Consider the following 15,707-nt stretch of genomic DNA (forward strand, 5'->3'; position numbering starts at 1 on the left):
CGCCTCCGAGATAGGCAGCGTCCCGTCGCGTCTGCTGTGCACCGACGCAGATTCGAGAAGGCCTTCGCTGTTATTTGGCAGCGAAGTCGCTGAGGCTGCCAATGATTCCGGCTTTGACTTGGGTTTGCAGAAGCCGCAGCCCTTTGTTCATAAGGGTTTCGACGGCCCGGTAGGGCTCGGAGTGGTGGTCGGATTCCTTGTAGAAGAGAAGAACGGTCTTTTCCATTAGGCCATCGCTGTCAAGACCCCCCGTGTCGTAGTTGCTTCCGCCGCGCGTGCCGAAGTCATTTCCGCGATCCAAGTCGGCGTTATGCACAATCGCGAAGGCAAATCCGACCTTGATCAAGTCCATCTGGTCCCCCACCCCCAGAGCAGTTTTGAGCTCCACAACCGCCTGAGAAGCTTCGATGGTCAGGGCGATGTTCTTTAGATCAGCCATTGAATGCGTTCCTTGCGTCGATTCGAGTGTGCTTAGTGCCGATTCGAGTGAGCGTGAACTCGGCAACTAGGTCAGAGCCGAGCGCCAGTCGGGCGGCATTCCTGTCGAACTCTCCGTCAAACGCCAAAAGGATCACCTGTCGTGCCATCTTTGGCAGCGCTGCCACAACGTTGGCAGTGTTCGCCGTGTCGAGCCGGCCAAACGGGTAGTCCATGATGACAGGACCTCGCACCGCCGCGCTGTCTTGCAGCGCCGCGATTAGTGACAACGCAACGAGATGTTCATAACCCGCCGACCGGGCTCGGACCACGTCACCGTCCCTGTCTAGGATTTCCAAACCGTACTGTGCCGTGATGCGGAGACCGACGTAGTCTGCTTCCGACGAAAGTGACCTGAAAATCTCCGAGGCGTGTTGCTCCACTTCCCTGCGCAGGTAGCCCCGGTAAGCCTCGATCGATTTCGCGAAAAGGTCGGCAAGTTGTTTGGCAAGCGCGGATTTCGACTCAACCAATGGATCAAGCTTGACGGACTCCCGGGCAAGCTTTTTCCTGAGATCCGTGATGGTCTGACGCTGAATGTCGGAATCGGCGGAATTTGCTTCCAGCCGACCTTGATCCCGCCGCAAATACGTTATTTTCGTGTCTCGTTCTGACGTCAGGAGACGCAATTCGTCCTCGTCTATGGACGACAACTGTTCTTCAATGTCGACGATGTCATCGCCGAGCGCTCGCTGGTCTAGCTTGCACTGCCGCAAGGCCTTGTCCCGCTCTACAACGAGCGCCATGTCATGCAGGGCCAATTCGCCAATCACTTGGACTCGCTGCCTTGCGCCAGCTAGCTTCTCATCCGCACGTTCCCTACTGGAGTTGGATGCCAACGGCTCCAATTGTTCAAGCAACAGAAGACGTAGCGGCTCAGCAGTGAACTGCGCGCAGGTGGGGCAATCGGAGTGGTTCCGCAGGTGAGCCAAGTCTCGGGTCGCTGCCGAAGCCTCAAAGACAGCGTGTTGAGCCTTCTCAAAGTCCTCCTGCAGAGTTGTCGAGATTTGAGAGACGCGTTCTGACAGGATTCCTCTCCACAGCGTTGGCGTGACCTGCCGAAGACCTTCGACGATTTCCTGCTCTCGTTCTACCAGCGGGCGCTCACGGAGCCTAAGCTCGTCAATTCTGCCGATCAATCGCTGGGCTTTCGCCTCCGACTTGAGCGACTCCTCGATTTCGACAATGCGTTCCTGTGTCTCGTGAACACGCAAATTTATGGAATCGCGCGCCTCAGACAGTTCAGCCTCGATGTCTTGCGCCTCGGCTAGCGCCAGCCCCATCCGCTTCGTTGTCCCATCCGCCGCATACTGGTCCGCGATTTGACGCTCCGCCTGACGCAGGACATCGCGGAGATCGGCAAGCGCATTGGAAACGATCGGGATTCCAAGTACACGCTCAATCGCATCCTGCAGCGTCGCACCCTCTTCTGACTCCGTGTCAAGGAGATTCTCGTATTGACGCAGGAGTTCACCATCAAAAAGGAAGAACTGGCTGACGGAGGCGGGCGCCACCGTCGCGAGGATCTGAGTCGATTCATCTTGCGAAAGCGGTATCCCGTTCCTTTCGAGAATGAGTCGCTCCATTGGCTGCACCGTTTCATTAAAACTGCGCGTCAGGCGATACTCATCACCGCTGGTGAACTCAAGGACAGTCTTGAATGATGCGTATCCACGTTCCTTACGTGCTTCAGTGTTCGCAATGTCAGCCGTAGGTTTGACGCCGGATCGACCTCGAATCTCCCCGTAAAGCGCGAAGCGGAACGCATTGTGCAAGGTCGTCTTCCCGCGGCCGTTTGGACCATAGACGATATACACTCCGCGTTCCGACTGGAAGCTGATCGTCTGGGGACCTTTGAAGGGGCCAAAATCTTCGACAGTCAGTTGACGGAGGCTCAGCACGAGGCTTCCTTCATTCCATGGTTGACGGCAACAAACCGAGTCACGATCTGTTCCGTTTGCTTTCGACCCTCTGCACGCAGCTCGGCGAAGGTGAACTGCGCATTGAGAATCTCGGCCACCAGCTGTTGATCGAGATTCTCAAAGTCGCGTGCACGTACGGATTCAACGGCCGTGCGCAAGCCATCGATTGCATCAACACTATTTGTCATTATCTTCGCTTTCGTCAATTTCCAGCCCTGCGCCGCTGATTTCGTCCAGCTCGTGAAAGGACAGACCCATCGATACCCATTTCTCCTCGATCACAGACAAGGCTTGGGTCGTTACTGCCCAAGCAGCGAACTGGTGGGCTCTTGCCAGTTCGCCGATTGACAGCGACCAAGTCGGGTCCGACTTCGAGAGATGTTCAGGGAGAACCAACACGTCAAGGAGCGTCGCAATCGTCTTCGAAGGTGATTTTCGCAGTATTCGCCCTCGGCGCTGAATGAACTCACGAGGGTTCCGCGAGGACGCGAGGATCAGGGCGTGCGTCGCCGACGGAATGTCCACTCCTTCGTCCAGGCACTTGATGGCCACGACGATGCCCCCATTCAGATCAAATAAGTCGAGGGTTGCTCGCGGGTCCCCGCTCATCTGACTGTGGTATTCCCATGAACTGATCCCCCGGTGGTAGAGGGCGCTGCGGACAAGGTTCATTTGACTTTGACTGTCGCAGTAGATGAGCCACTTCTGCTTCGCCTGTGGGTCGTAATATCGCTGGACAATTTCAACTGCGGCTGGCACCTTGTTCGCCGCAGATTTCGCAATTCGTGATCGCTGAATGAGTTTCATGCGCAACCTGTTCGAGACTGAACCTTCTGCATTGAGAGTGTTTCGTGACATCGCTGACAACCTCGATATCTCGCGTGTGAGCTTGTCCCATTGCTCTTGTTCGTGGTCTTGAAGGGTGACCCAGGACGGGAGGTATCGGTATGGTGCGAGTATGTGCGCGTCAAGGGCGTCCTTTAGTGAGAACTCATGGATGATTCCCCCGAAGTAGCTGAAAAGTCGTTCGGTGCCGTCTGGGTCGTTAGACCTGTCAGGGGTGGCGCTAAGTCCAAGTCGCCAAGGCGCGTCCAGCCAGTCAAGGACGTTGCTGGCTCCGGGGCTTCCAATTCGGTGAGCCTCGTCGCATAGCACGAACAATTTGTCGACCGATGAATTCACTTGGATGCGGAAAGCTTCCGTCATGGCGCTGTTGTTGATCGCGATGATGACGTAGGGCCGTTCCAAGTCCGGGTTTTCAATCGCGGCGCGCACCGTGGAATCGGCCTTCCAATCGTTGCGGCCTCCACCCACGGCAACGACGCGAGCGCCTAATAATGTCCTAACCAGAGTCGACCATTGTTCGAGTAGCAGCTGTGATGGGACCAATATCAGCGGCGTTAGTCCTTCCCCCAAGGCAAGCCGACAGGCGTATAAACCGGTGATTGTTTTTCCTGAGCCGGTTGCATGCGCAAGGAGGCCCCTGTGGGAGTGTTGAATCCACTGGGTGATTGCCTGCTTCTGATGATCTCTCAGGGAGATGTCGCCGAGCGTGAAAGGCTCCGAAACTGGTGATCGTTTGATCTTCTTTAGGAGCTCACCGAGGTTCTCGTGTTCAGCCACCAGCTCCAGTTCGGCTCGGATTTCCTCTGGCAGGGCCCGAACAGTCACGCCGACGCTTTGGCCATTCCACAATCTTTCGAATCGCTCAGATGCATTCCTGACCCGGGACAGGTCGCGGCCGCCTTCCCAAGAGGGCCAGACGTCGATGGACTCGACATTGCCAAATGCTGACAGGCCATAGAACGTCTCGTTAGCTGAACCGCGAAAGCCTACGCAGTCACCCGACCCGTCGGCGAAGAGACCAACCTTGTCGTGGAACATGCGTCGAGTGGGAGTCGTGGTCTCTTGGGTGACTACAGCCAGCCGGACTTCGAGTCGCCCGGTCGCAATAAGGATTGCCAGCAAGCGCGTCGAATCCGTGGTCACCGGGGAAGCCAGCATTTCGTGCAGCTCAAGCCGGAGGGCCTCTACGAGCTGATTGTTGGTCCGGGCCTCGTAACCGTAGAGGAGACTGGTCGCATCGGACGCGGTGAGACGCGGGGAGCAGAGGAACCGCATTTTCCCGTCGTTTCTGATGACGAACGTGTCCAGTGATTCATGGAGAAGGAAGAATACCGTTGAACTGAAAAACCCCGTCACTCGGTCGTATCGCGAGGCGTTTGTTAGGCACGGGCTATAGAAATCTAGAGCGAGGTCATCCGCATCGCTGGTGTATTCGGTTTGAAGCTCGCCGAGGTCCCTCAACATCAGGGTTGTCCGAGCAACGTCGCGTTGCTGAGCTCAATGCGCCGTTTTAGAGCACGGATGAGATGGTTAGGCCGGCACGCGACGATTCGCTCGTCGACGCCCGACGAGCGCAATCGGCGATGTCCTTCTGCCTGTCCGCGTGTGAGCGCAGACCAAACAAGCTCTGGTGGGGCTTGCACGTTCTTGGAATAAGAGAAGCCCTCGCCGGCATCGTGAAGATCCGCGTCCCAAAGAATGAATACGTCTAGGTCTGAGGCGTAACCAATCAAAATTGGCCGAATGTTGCCGCTCCGATCGAAGGACATCCGTTTCGAAGGGGGCGAAGTGTCTAGCCCCCGGGTCAGTTGGACCTTGAAGGTTCCAACTTGTCGCTCGGTAGCGTGTTGCGTTGCTCCATAGATGTAGAACCGTAAGCGGGACGGAAGGGGCAGCCCCAAGTGCAAAACGAGGGGCTTCTTCCTCAGCTGGCTGTCGGTCGGAACGCAGTCAAGGGTGTCGCTGAGGCCTCGACAGAGTCTTCGCTGGAGCAGTGATCCATTGACGCGCGGCACCGATGAGTATGTTCCCTCGAATTCGGTATCACTCATGTTCAACCATCGAGGCGCGCTGGAGTCCAACAAGCGAACACCCCCCAGCGGTTCCATAGACACTCAGCATCCCAGAAAACGAGCACCAACTCATCCAAGTCTATGAGCGCGGCTGGACAGATATTTGTTCTGACGAACGGCAGAGGCTCTGTATCGTTGAACGGATGGAGACGGATCCCTTGACACATGACAATCCGCAAGTCTTCAATTCTGGATCGATCGCCTACGCAACGTTGCTCGGCACCCAAGTCGTAGGCGACAGCCTCGAGCTTCTTGCAGAGCTCGCCCCCGAGTCCGTAGACCTGTTCATCACGAGCCCCCCTTTTCCGCTACTGCGGAAGAAGGCATATGGCAATGAAGAGCAAGACGTATATGTCGCATGGCTTCTGGATTTCGCGCGCCTGGCACAGCGTGCCTTGAAACCAGAAGGCAGCCTCGTGATCGACATAGGCGGAGCGTACGAGAAGGGTCGACCGACCCGATCGCTACATCAGTTTCGCGCTTTGCTTGCGTTCGTCGACGTGCTCGGATTTCATCTTGCGGAGGAGTTCTACTGGCACAACCCTGCCAAGCTCCCCTCTCCCATCGAGTGGGTCAACAAGCGAAAGATTCGAGCGAAGGACTCCGTAAATACGGTCTGGTGGTTGTCAAAGGCGGAGTTCCCGAAAGCAGACGTCAGCAAGGTGAGAGTCCCGTACTCCAAGTCCATGAAGTCGCTGTTGAAGGATCCAGCGAAGCACTACACGCCCAAGGGTCGGCCGTCAGAACACAACATTGGTGAGGCTTTCGCGCGCGACAATGGCGGGGCGCTGCCCTCCAATCTGCTGTCTATCCCCAACAGCCAGTCGAACGACACATACCTTAGGGCGTGTAAGGCGTTGGGGCTTCTGGGTCATCCAGCGCGATTTCCGTCAAAACTCCCTGAGTTCTTCATCGAGATGCTCACAGACCCCGGCGACGTCGTCGTCGACTTCTTCAGCGGATCAAATACGACTGGGTCGGTGGCTGAGGCGCTAAATCGGCGCTGGTATTCCTTCGAGCTTGACGCAGACTACGCAGCCCTATCGGTTGTTCGCTTTCTTCCCCCCGATACTTCACCCGTCCGAGCCCGATATCTTATTGACGGAATCTTGGCCGGTCGTTTAGCTCGACTTTGATCACAGTCTGATGCTCGCAACGATCTTGCCTGACGGACTTGGCCCTGACAGAGTGCTGGGTGCAATTCTCCTGAACCCGCCGACAACCGGAGGTGCGGCGACGCTCAGACACCTAGCCGCTGCCGCGGTCGCCCTCGACTGTTGCAGCATTGCAGTCGCGAACATGTTTCCGCTTCCAACAAAAAGTGTGGACCAGATTGGTCCTCTGGCGTCAGATATGCAGTCCTGGATACAAGCGCGTGATGCGATTGAGTTGTTGGTCGGTGAAGCAGACGTGGTGATTGCCGCGTGGGGGGTCAGTGGCCTTTCAGGCGCTGCCCGGCGCAACATGGGCAGACAAGTATCGTGGCTGGTTGAAGAACTTGACCGGCAGAAGCGCACTATCTGGACGGTGGGGCCGCTACCAAGGCACCCGTCGAGATGGCATCAATACGTTAGTGACAAATACGGTCGAGCGGGATCAGGCACTCTGGCCGAAAGGCTGGGCCGGGTGCTGGTCGAGTCTGAGCCTGGCCAGCTCGTGTCTTAGCTGTTGACGCGTAAACCGAGGCGAACTCCTCTGGACTTGCCCCAGAACGACCCTCCACTTGAGGAAAACCCCGCCCAAACAGCCAAGAATTGCGAACATGCGATCTGCCGGCGGGGTCAGTCCGAGGAATGAAGAGACGAGTCCTGACTTCCGTGAGAACTGACACAACGGACTACTTTTCAACGAGCGTCGACAGGGTCATCTTTCCCGGACGATCAGCTTGGGACCCTTGAGAACTGCCATGGAGCTACAGCTGTGTTCACGAATCCGGATCAAGAAGTTGCAACAACCACTCACGTACGCAGCAACGTGTCAACAGGACCGGGAAATATGACAAGTGAGCGGATGACGGGAATCGAACCCGCGCTATCAGCTTGGGAAGCTGAAGTTCTACCATTGAACTACATCCGCATGTCCGTCGCGCAGGCAAGCCCGGAACGGAACCGTGCCAGCATATCAAGTCCGCGCCGTTAGGCTGGAACCGTGCTGCTCTCGGATCGCGAAATCAAGGCTGAAATCAACGCGGAACGAATCCGTCTGGAGCCGTACCAGGCCGACATGATTCAGCCGTCGAGTATCGACGTGCGACTCGACGGCTTCTTCCGCCTCTTCGACAACCACAAGTACCCCTATATCGATCCGGCCGAAGACCAGCCCGATCTGACCCGGTTGATCGAGACCGCCGCGGGCGAACCGTTCATCCTGCACCCCGGTGAGTTCGTACTCGGGTCCACCTACGAGAAGGTCACCCTGCCCGACGACGTCGCCGCGCGGCTGGAGGGCAAGAGCTCGCTCGGCCGGCTCGGCCTGCTCACCCACTCGACCGCCGGCTTCATCGATCCCGGTTTCACCGGCCACGTGACGCTCGAGTTGAGCAACGTCGCCACCCTGCCGATCAAGCTGTGGCCCGGCATGAAGATCGGTCAGCTCTGCTTCTTCCGGCTGAGTTCGCCCGCCGAACGTCCCTACGGCTCAAGCGAATACAGCTCCCGCTACCAGGGCCAGCGCGGGCCGACCGCGTCGCGGTCGTTCCAGAACTTCCACTGCACGGATGTGCGGGAGGCCTCGATGGGATCGACCACCGGAGCCGAGTAGCCCGGTTCACACGCATGCAACACGCGCCCGGTAAAATCGGCCCATGACCACATCCGTGCCCAGCTTTGCCGAGGCGCTCGTCGCGCCGGGACCGACAGCCGACTACCCGGGGCGGATGCGCCGCTTCGGCCAGCTGGTCGGCGCCTGGGCCGCCACCGGGTCCCTCCTCGACGAGACGACCGGCGAATGGACCGGGCGCGAATTCACCTGGATCGTCGACTTCGTGCTCGACGGGCGTGCGGTGCAAGACGTCGAGGTCGTCGTGAGCGACTCGCACCCGACCGGCTTCGAGACCGTCGCCACGGCCGTGCGAGTCTATGATTCCTACGCCGGCGTGTGGCGGGTCAGCTATTTCGCCCCGGCATCCGGCGAGTACTGCCACCTCGTGGCGACCCCCCACCGCAACGGCCTGCGCCAGGACGGCACGGGCACCGACGGCCGCCCGATCCGCTGGAACTTCGTCTCGATCACACCTGACGCCTACGCCTGGGAGGGCTGGGTCTCCAACGACGAGGGTTCCACCTGGGTGCTGGTCGAGCACAACGAGGCCACCCGCATCCGTTAGCCAATCTGGTCCTGGCGGGCCTTCACCGGAAGCAGGAGAAGCAGCCCCACGAGCAAAACCAACATAAGTCCGAGGATGCCCCAATAGGTTTCGCCGAAGATCGTCACCGTCAGGGCGAACATGGTCGGCGCCAGAAAGCTCACCGCGCGGCCCGTCGTGGCGTAGAGCCCGAAGACCTCACCCTCCCGGCCGGCCGGGATCAGGCGTGCCAGGAAGGTGCGGCTGGCCGACTGGGCCGGCCCGACGAAGAGCGTCAAGGCGAGGCCGGCGGTCCAGAACACGATCTGACCGCCGTCGTGCAGCAGGAATACGATGCTGCCGAACACGATCAGGCCGATCAGGGCGGTCACGATGATCGGCTTTGCGCCGACCCGGTCGTCAAGCGCGCCGGCGATGATGGTGGCCAGGCCCGCCACGACATTGGCGGCGATAGCGAAGATGATCACCTCGCCGGGTGAGAATCCGAAGACGGATGCCGCGAGCACCCCGCCGAAGGTGAAAACCCCGGCCAGGCCGTCGCGGAAGATCGCGCTCGCGATCAGGAAGTACACCGTCTGGCGGCTGGTCTTCCAGAGCCGAATGATGTCCTGCCCGAGCACGACGTAGGAACGGAGGAAGCTCACCCGGGGCCGGCGCACCGCAACGGGAGAACGGTATTCGGGAACCGAGAACAGCACCGGCAGGGCGAACAGGCCGAACCAGGCGGCCGCGATGAGCATCGTGACCCGCACCGAGAGGCCGTTCTCGCTGGTCACCCCGAACAGACCCACGTCGGGGCTGATGAAACCGAAGTACACGATGAGCAGCAGCACGATGCCGCCGATGTAGCCCATGCCCCAACCGAAACCGCTGACCCTGCCGATGGTGCGCGCGGTCGAGACCTGGGACAGCATGGCGTTGTAGTTGACGCTGGCGAACTCGAAGAAGACGTTGCCGGCGGCCACCAGAACGAGGCCGAGCAGCAGGAAGCTCGGTGACGCCTCCACGAAGAACATCGCCGCGGTGAGGCCCACCACGATGAACGTGTTGACGCCGAGCCACAGCTTGCGCCGCCCGGAGGTGTCCGAGCGCTGTCCGGTGATCGGGGCCAGCACCGCTACCAGCAAGCCGGCGATGGCGAGGGCCCAACCGAGCTGGGCGGAAATGACGTCTTTGTCGCCGAACGAGCTGCCCGTGATGTAGACGGTGAAGACGAAGGTGGTGACCACCGCATTAAACGCGGCAGAGCCCCAGTCCCAGAAGCTCCAGGCCACTACGCGGCGTCTGCTCGTTTTGTCTGGCAGCTCCCGGGCATCCGTGCTGCCCTGCTCCGCGATCACGGTCATGCGCTGAGGCTAGTGGATGTGGGTGGCCGGAGACCATCGATTGCACGAAATCTCAAAGTTGAGTCGTTCACGCTCAACTCTCAGGTGCGTGGCTTGACTTTCGATTTGGGACACTGGCACACTTGAGCCAGCACCACTCAACTCTGTGAAATCGAGCTGAGAACATACTTTAAAGGAGAACGCACACATGGCCCGTGCAGTAGGCATCGACCTCGGAACCACCAACTCTGTGGTGGCCGTCCTCGAAGGTGGAGAACCCACCGTCATCGCAAACGCCGAAGGCTTCCGGACCACGCCGTCCGTCGTCGCCTTCACCAAAGACGGCGAGGTGCTGGTCGGCGAGACCGCCAAGCGCCAGGCCGTCACCAACGTCGACCGCACCATCGCGTCGGTCAAGCGCCACATGGGCACCGACTGGAATGTCGCCATCGACGACAAGAAGTTCACCCCGCAGGAAGTTTCGGCCCGCATCCTGGCCAAGCTCAAGCGCGATGCCGAGGCGTACCTGGGCGACAAGGTGACGGATGCCGTCATCACCGTTCCCGCGTACTTCAATGATGCCGAGCGCCAGGCCACCAAGGAGGCCGGCGAGATCTCCGGCCTTAACGTGCTGCGTATCATCAACGAGCCGACCGCGGCCGCACTCGCCTACGGCCTCGACCGTGGCAAAGAAGACGAGCTCATCCTGGTCTTCGACCTCGGCGGCGGAACCTTCGACGTCTCCCTCCTCGAGGTAGGCAAGGACGACGACTTCTCCACCATTCAGGTGCGGTCGACTGCCGGTGACAACCGCCTCGGCGGCGACGACTGGGATCAGCGCATCGTCGATCACCTGATCAAGAAGTTCAAGGAAACCACCGGCGTCGACGTCTCCAAGGACAAGATCGCCAAGCAGCGCCTCAAGGAAGCCGCCGAGCAGGCCAAGAAGGAACTCTCGAGCAGCATGTCGACGAGCATCCAGCTGCCGTACCTCTCCCTGACCGAGAATGGCCCGGCCAACCTCGACGAGACGCTCACCCGCGCCCAGTTCGAGAAGATGACCGAAGACCTGCTCGACCGCACGAAGAAGCCGTTTCAGGACGTCATCCGTGAAGCCGGGGTCAAGGTGGAAGATATCGCCCACGTCGTTCTCGTCGGTGGCTCCACCCGCATGCCCGCCGTGTACGAGCTCGTCAAGGCCGAGACCGGTGGCAAGGACCCGAACAAGGGCGTCAACCCGGACGAGGTCGTCGCCGTTGGCGCCGCACTGCAGGCCGGCGTGCTGAAGGGTGAGCGCAAAGATGTCCTGCTCATCGACGTCACCCCGCTGAGCCTCGGCATCGAGACCAAGGGCGGCATCATGACGCGCCTGATCGAGCGCAACACGGCCATCCCGACCAAGCGCAGCGAGACCTTCACCACAGCCGACGACAACCAGCCGTCCGTCGCGATCCAGGTCTTCCAAGGCGAGCGCGAGTTCACCCGCGACAACAAGAACCTCGGCACGTTCGAGCTGACCGGCATCGCGCCGGCCCCGCGCGGCATCCCGCAGGTTGAGGTTACCTTCGATCTCGACGCCAACGGCATCGTGCACGTGTCTGCCAAAGACAAGGGCACCGGCAAGGAACAGTCGATGACCATCACGGGCGGATCTTCGCTCGCGAAGGAAGACATCGAGCGCATGGTGCGCGAGGGCGAAGAGCACGCCGCCGAGGACAAGCGCCGTCGCGAGGCAGCCGAGACCCGCAACACGGCGGAGCAGCTCGCTTACTCGATCGAGAAGCTGATCAAGGAGAACGACGAGAAGCTGCCCGAGGACGTGAAGTCCGAGGTTCAGGCCGACGTCGACGCCCTCAAGGCCGCTCTCGTCGGCGACGACGATGCGGCCGTGAAGACGGCCTTCGACAAGCTCAACGAGAGCCAGGGCAAGCTCGGCGAGGCCATCTACAAGACCAGCCAGGCGGATGCCGCGGCCGGTGCCCCAACCGACTCCGAGCCGACCGCCGACGCGGCCGGCTCCGACGAAGACGTGGTTGACGCCGAGGTCGTCGACGACGAAGACGAGACCAAGAAGTAATGGCAGACGACAACAAGCGTCCTGGCGACGAGCCGTTTGACGAGGGGGCATCCACTGAGGGTGCCCCCGGGGCCGACGCCGAGGCGGAAGCCGAAGGTGTGAGTGTCGAGGACTTCGACGAGGCGTCCGCCGAGGGTATCGAAGAGGACGAGCTGACGGTCCAAGACATCCTGGATGCCGCCACGCGGGAAGTCGACGAGCCCACGAGCGAGCACCTCGCCGACCTCAAGCGGGTCACCGCGGAGTACGCCAACTACCGTCGCCGCACCGAGGCCAACCGCGAGGTCGAGCGTGAGCGCGTCACCGTGGATGTCGTAAAGGGCCTGATTCCCGTGCTCGACGATCTCGACCGCGCTGAGAAGCACGGCGACCTGGTCGAAGACTCGGCGTTCAGCACGATCGCCGCGAAACTGCGGGGGAGCGTCGAGCGCCTGGGCGTGAAGTCCTTCGGCACGGTCGGCGAACCGTTCGATCCGACCATCCACGAGGCGATCTTCCAGCTGCCCACCGCGGGCATCGAGTCGGAGACCGTCGGTGACGTGATCGAGACCGGCTACTTCCTCGGCTCGTCGCTCCTGCGCGTGGCCAAGGTCGTCGTGCAGGTACCGAGCGATGGCTAGCCAGGACTGGTTCGATAAGGACTTTTACAAGATCCTGGGTGTGTCAAAGGACGTCACCCCGGCCGAGCTGAAGAAGGCCTATCGCAAGCTCGCCCGCACGTATCACCCGGACTCCAATCCGGGCAACCCTGCGGCCGAGGCGACGTTCAAGGAGATCAGCGAGGCACACTCGGTGATCGGTGACCCTGCCCAACGCAAGGAATACGATGCTGTGCGCGCGATGGGCGGTGGGGCCCGCTTCACCGCCCCGCGCCCCGGTGGCGGGCAGGCCGGAGGCTTCGATGATGTCTTCGGAGGCATGTTCGGTGGGGGCGCGCGGCAACAACAGCCCGGCTACTCCTATGAGCAGGGCGGTTTCGACGACCTCCTCGGCGGCATGTTCGGCCGCGGTCAGGGTGGCGGCGGTTTCGGCACCTCGAGCGGCGGGTTCCGCGGCTACGGCGGGCCGACTCGCGGCCGCGACGTGATCGCGTCGACAACGGTCGACTTCATCACGGCCACGCACGGTGACCAGATCACCCTGCAAACGCAGGATGGCCGCGCCATCAAGGTGAAGATCCCGGCCGGGGTGGCCGACGGGCAGAAGATCAAGCTCCGCGGCCAGGGGCAGCACAGCCCTGACGGCGGCGAGTCCGGCGACATCGTACTCACGGTGAACGTGCGCAAGCACCCGGTCTTCGAACGCGATGGGCTGAACCTGCGGGTCTCCGTTCCGGTCACGTTCGTCGAGGCCGCGCTCGGCGCCACTATCGAGGTGCCGACGTTGGGCGGAGCGCCGGTCAAACTGCGCATCGCCCCGGGCACCCCGAGCGGGCGCGTGCTGCGCGTCAAGGGGCGTGGCGTCGTGACGCCCAAGGGCACCGGGGACCTGCTGGCGGAGGTTCAGGTTGCCGTTCCGTCTCATCTGTCGAAGGACGCCGAAGAGAAACTCGCGGCCTTCGCGGAAGCACTGCCGAAGGAGAATCCGCGCGACGAACTCCTCGCGAAGGCGAGAGACTGACGGTGGACGAGAACACCCGGGTTTTCGTAATCTCGATGGCCGCCGAGCTTGCGGGCATGCACCCGCAAACGCTGCGCCAATACGATCGCCTGGGGCTGGTGAGTCCCGACCGCACCCCCGGTCGGTCTCGCCGGTACTCGATGCGGGATGTGGCCAAGCTCCGCGAGATCGCGGAGCTCGGTGCCGAGGGTGTGAGCCTGGAAGGGATCCGTCGCATCATTGACCTCGAGGACCACGTGCGCACGCTCGAATCGCGGCTGCGCGAATTGGAGTCTGCGCTGGCCGATGAACTGCTCAACCGTCCGGGCCGCCGCATCTTCGCGGCCGGCTCGGCCGGTGAGGTCATCTCGATGCGGGCCGGTACGCGCACGCGCCGGTCCAACCAGATCGTGATCTGGCGCCCCTTGGGTTCCCGCCCGATCGGCGACGAGAAGTAGCCGCACCTGCGGGCTAGCCTGAGGCAATGCCTGATTTTTCCTTTGACCGCCTGAGGCGTTTCCCCGACGTGGAAGCGGACAATCTCTTCGCCGTGGATGCGAGCGACCGCCTGATCCTCGACGAGGCGGCCGGCGTGCTGGCCGAGGCAGGATCCGGCGAGGTCGTGGTGATCGAGGACCGCTATGGCGCTCTCACCCTGGGCGCGGCCGCACTGGCCGGGGCCCGGGGAATCCGGGTGCACCAGGATGTCCTCTCTGGGGAGTTGGCCCTCACCCTGAATGCGGCCGACGCCGGACTCGCCGATTCCTACCGCTCCCTCATCCTGGGCGAAGAACTGCTGACGAACGCGCGGGTGGTGCTGATCCAGCTGCCGCGCAGTCTGGCGGCGCTCGATGAGTTCGCCGACGCCATCCGTCGTTTCGCGGCACCGGATGTGGTGGTGATCGCCGGCGGACGCATCAAGCACATGACGCCGACCATGAACGCGGTGCTCCGCCAGCACTTCGGCGAGCTGCAGGTCTCGTCGGCCCGGCAAAAGTCGCGGGTACTCAGGGCAGCGGCTCCGACTGCCTCCGCAACTCAGCCGACGGTGTCCACCTGGCCGAATTCTGTGGAGCACGCCGACCTGGGACTCACGATCTGCGCCCACGGGGCTGCGTTTGCCGGCGCGACCGTCGATATCGGAACGCGCTACCTGCTTGAGTTCCTTGATCGTATGAAAACGGATGCTCGGAGCGCCATCGACCTCGGCTGCGGCACCGGGGTGCTCGCCGCCACCCTCGCCCGACGCCGTCCCGCCCTGCGGGTGACCGCCACCGACCAGTCGGCCGCGGCCGTCGCCTCCGCGCGGGCCACCATGGTGGCCAATGCGCTCGCCGACCGGGTCACGGTCGTGCGGGATGACGCGCTCCAGAGCCAACCGGATGCCTCGGCCGAACTGATTGTGCTGAACCCGCCCTTTCACATCGGCTCGTCGGTCCATGCCGGCATAGCCCTGAAACTGTTCGAGGATGCCGGACGAGTGTTGCAGCCCGGTGGTGAACTGTGGAGTGTGTGGAACACCCACCTCGGTTATCGCCCCGCGCTGACGCGATTGGTCGGGCCGACACACCAGGTCGGTCGGAACGCCAAGTTCACCGTCACGGTCTCGACCGGACGCTGAGACGCGCCGGACCGCCGTGAGGCCCGCACCTGGGGGCTTCCGCCAGGGCGCCGGAGCCGACACGCCCGGGATGCGGGAGGGAGTTGCGCACCCCCAAAATTCACCGTAATGTCTCTCTAGTCACCCCACAGGTGCGGAAAGCCGCAGAGCTTCCCGGCCTCAAGTGGGACGAAGATTTAGTTTTTTCTCGAATATCCTCCCGACTTGGGAGAGTTCGGGTTTAAACCAAAATAATATCTCTCTTCGGCTGGTCGTCAGGTCGCGTATGTAGATGATTTCGAGTCGCTTTGGCGCACTCGGAATCGGCTGCTTTCCGTGATTTGACAGAGATTAGTCGGGTGGGTAAGTTTTACAGGTTGCCTCGAAGCGACAGCCCCTTGGTGGGTTTGAAGTCGAGTGCGTCCGATCCTTGAGAACTCAACAGCGTGCACAATGTCAAATGCCAAAAACCTCGGCCGTAGGGC

General features: G+C 61.3%; 15 protein-coding genes and 1 tRNA gene. 9 read left to right on the forward strand and 7 right to left on the reverse strand.

Annotation, left to right across the window (positions count from 1 at the left end; genetic code table 11):
• Positions 1 to 70: 70 nt before the first annotated feature.
• Genes E3T25_RS11365 through E3T25_RS17965 form a run of 5 tightly spaced genes read right to left on the reverse strand, consistent with a single transcriptional unit; the run spans position 71 to position 5,353 of the window.
• Positions 71 to 439, reverse strand: a complete 369-nt coding sequence (locus tag E3T25_RS11365) for a hypothetical protein (protein WP_134374324.1) — start codon at positions 437 to 439, stop codon at positions 71 to 73.
• Complete coding sequence (locus E3T25_RS11370; RefSeq protein WP_134374326.1) at positions 432 to 2,378, reverse strand: AAA family ATPase; 1,947 nt, start codon at positions 2,376 to 2,378, stop codon at positions 432 to 434. The genes E3T25_RS11365 and E3T25_RS11370 overlap by 8 nt, the downstream gene beginning before the upstream one ends.
• Entirely contained in the window at positions 2,372 to 2,587 is a 216-nt protein-coding gene (locus E3T25_RS11375; RefSeq protein ID WP_134374328.1) for a hypothetical protein, read from the reverse strand. Before E3T25_RS11375 ends, E3T25_RS11370 begins: the two co-directional genes overlap by 7 nt.
• Positions 2,577 to 4,709: a DEAD/DEAH box helicase family protein gene (locus E3T25_RS11380; RefSeq protein WP_134374330.1), complete on the reverse strand. Its 2,133-nt coding sequence runs from the start codon at positions 4,707 to 4,709 to the stop codon at positions 2,577 to 2,579. The genes E3T25_RS11375 and E3T25_RS11380 overlap by 11 nt, the downstream gene beginning before the upstream one ends.
• The gene (locus tag E3T25_RS17965; protein ID WP_420898245.1) at positions 4,709 to 5,353 is read right to left on the reverse strand and encodes a hypothetical protein; all 645 of its coding nucleotides are present in this window, start codon (positions 5,351 to 5,353) and stop codon (positions 4,709 to 4,711) included. The genes E3T25_RS11380 and E3T25_RS17965 overlap by 1 nt, the downstream gene beginning before the upstream one ends.
• A gap of 107 nt (positions 5,354 to 5,460) precedes the next feature.
• On the opposite strand from E3T25_RS17965, the gene E3T25_RS11385 reads away from it, so the two are divergent.
• Both E3T25_RS11385 and E3T25_RS17970 read left to right on the forward strand, forming a co-directional pair.
• A complete protein-coding gene (locus E3T25_RS11385) occupies positions 5,461 to 6,453 on the forward strand; it encodes a DNA-methyltransferase (protein ID WP_134374332.1) in 993 nt (330 codons plus the stop codon).
• A 10-nt stretch (positions 6,454 to 6,463) separates the two neighbouring features.
• Entirely contained in the window at positions 6,464 to 6,982 is a 519-nt protein-coding gene (locus E3T25_RS17970; protein WP_134374334.1) for a DUF1643 domain-containing protein, read from the forward strand.
• Between the two features lie 340 nt (positions 6,983 to 7,322).
• Here the strand turns inward: E3T25_RS17970 and E3T25_RS11395 are convergent.
• Positions 7,323 to 7,393: transfer RNA gene (locus E3T25_RS11395), tRNA-Gly, on the reverse strand.
• 72 nt (positions 7,394 to 7,465) lie between these two features.
• Between E3T25_RS11395 and dcd the strand changes: the two genes are divergently transcribed.
• Both dcd and E3T25_RS11405 read left to right on the forward strand, forming a co-directional pair.
• The gene (gene dcd / locus E3T25_RS11400; RefSeq protein ID WP_104099730.1) at positions 7,466 to 8,077 is read left to right on the forward strand and encodes a dCTP deaminase; all 612 of its coding nucleotides are present in this window, start codon (positions 7,466 to 7,468) and stop codon (positions 8,075 to 8,077) included.
• A 43-nt stretch (positions 8,078 to 8,120) separates the two neighbouring features.
• Positions 8,121 to 8,642 (forward strand): hypothetical protein, encoded by a 522-nt coding sequence (locus tag E3T25_RS11405; RefSeq protein ID WP_134374336.1) that lies wholly within the window; start codon positions 8,121 to 8,123, stop codon positions 8,640 to 8,642.
• Here E3T25_RS11405 and E3T25_RS11410 read toward each other — a convergent pair.
• Complete coding sequence (locus tag E3T25_RS11410; RefSeq protein ID WP_134374338.1) at positions 8,639 to 9,967, reverse strand: MFS transporter; 1,329 nt, start codon at positions 9,965 to 9,967, stop codon at positions 8,639 to 8,641. The two genes, E3T25_RS11405 and E3T25_RS11410, sit on opposite strands and share 4 nt — an antisense overlap.
• A 187-nt stretch (positions 9,968 to 10,154) precedes the next feature.
• Between E3T25_RS11410 and dnaK the strand changes: the two genes are divergently transcribed.
• From dnaK to E3T25_RS11435, 5 genes are read left to right on the forward strand one after another with little or no spacing between them, the layout of a single operon-like run.
• Positions 10,155 to 12,023 (forward strand): molecular chaperone DnaK, encoded by a 1,869-nt coding sequence (gene dnaK, locus E3T25_RS11415; RefSeq protein ID WP_134374340.1) that lies wholly within the window; start codon positions 10,155 to 10,157, stop codon positions 12,021 to 12,023.
• Positions 12,023 to 12,643, forward strand: a complete 621-nt coding sequence (locus tag E3T25_RS11420; RefSeq protein WP_134374342.1) for a nucleotide exchange factor GrpE — start codon at positions 12,023 to 12,025, stop codon at positions 12,641 to 12,643. Before dnaK ends, E3T25_RS11420 begins: the two co-directional genes overlap by 1 nt.
• Positions 12,636 to 13,643, forward strand: a complete 1,008-nt coding sequence (locus E3T25_RS11425) for a DnaJ C-terminal domain-containing protein (protein WP_134374344.1) — start codon at positions 12,636 to 12,638, stop codon at positions 13,641 to 13,643. The genes E3T25_RS11420 and E3T25_RS11425 overlap by 8 nt, the downstream gene beginning before the upstream one ends.
• 2 nt (positions 13,644 to 13,645) lie before the next feature.
• The gene (locus E3T25_RS11430; protein WP_134374346.1) at positions 13,646 to 14,080 is read left to right on the forward strand and encodes a heat shock protein transcriptional repressor HspR; all 435 of its coding nucleotides are present in this window, start codon (positions 13,646 to 13,648) and stop codon (positions 14,078 to 14,080) included.
• Positions 14,081 to 14,106: 26 nt separating this feature from the next.
• Complete coding sequence (locus E3T25_RS11435) at positions 14,107 to 15,243, forward strand: class I SAM-dependent methyltransferase (protein ID WP_134374348.1); 1,137 nt, start codon at positions 14,107 to 14,109, stop codon at positions 15,241 to 15,243.
• Positions 15,244 to 15,707: the final 464 nt, after the last annotated feature.

It is taken from the genome of Cryobacterium sandaracinum, assembly GCF_004403415.1.
GTDB classification, from domain to species: Bacteria; Actinomycetota; Actinomycetes; order Actinomycetales; family Microbacteriaceae; genus Cryobacterium; species Cryobacterium sandaracinum.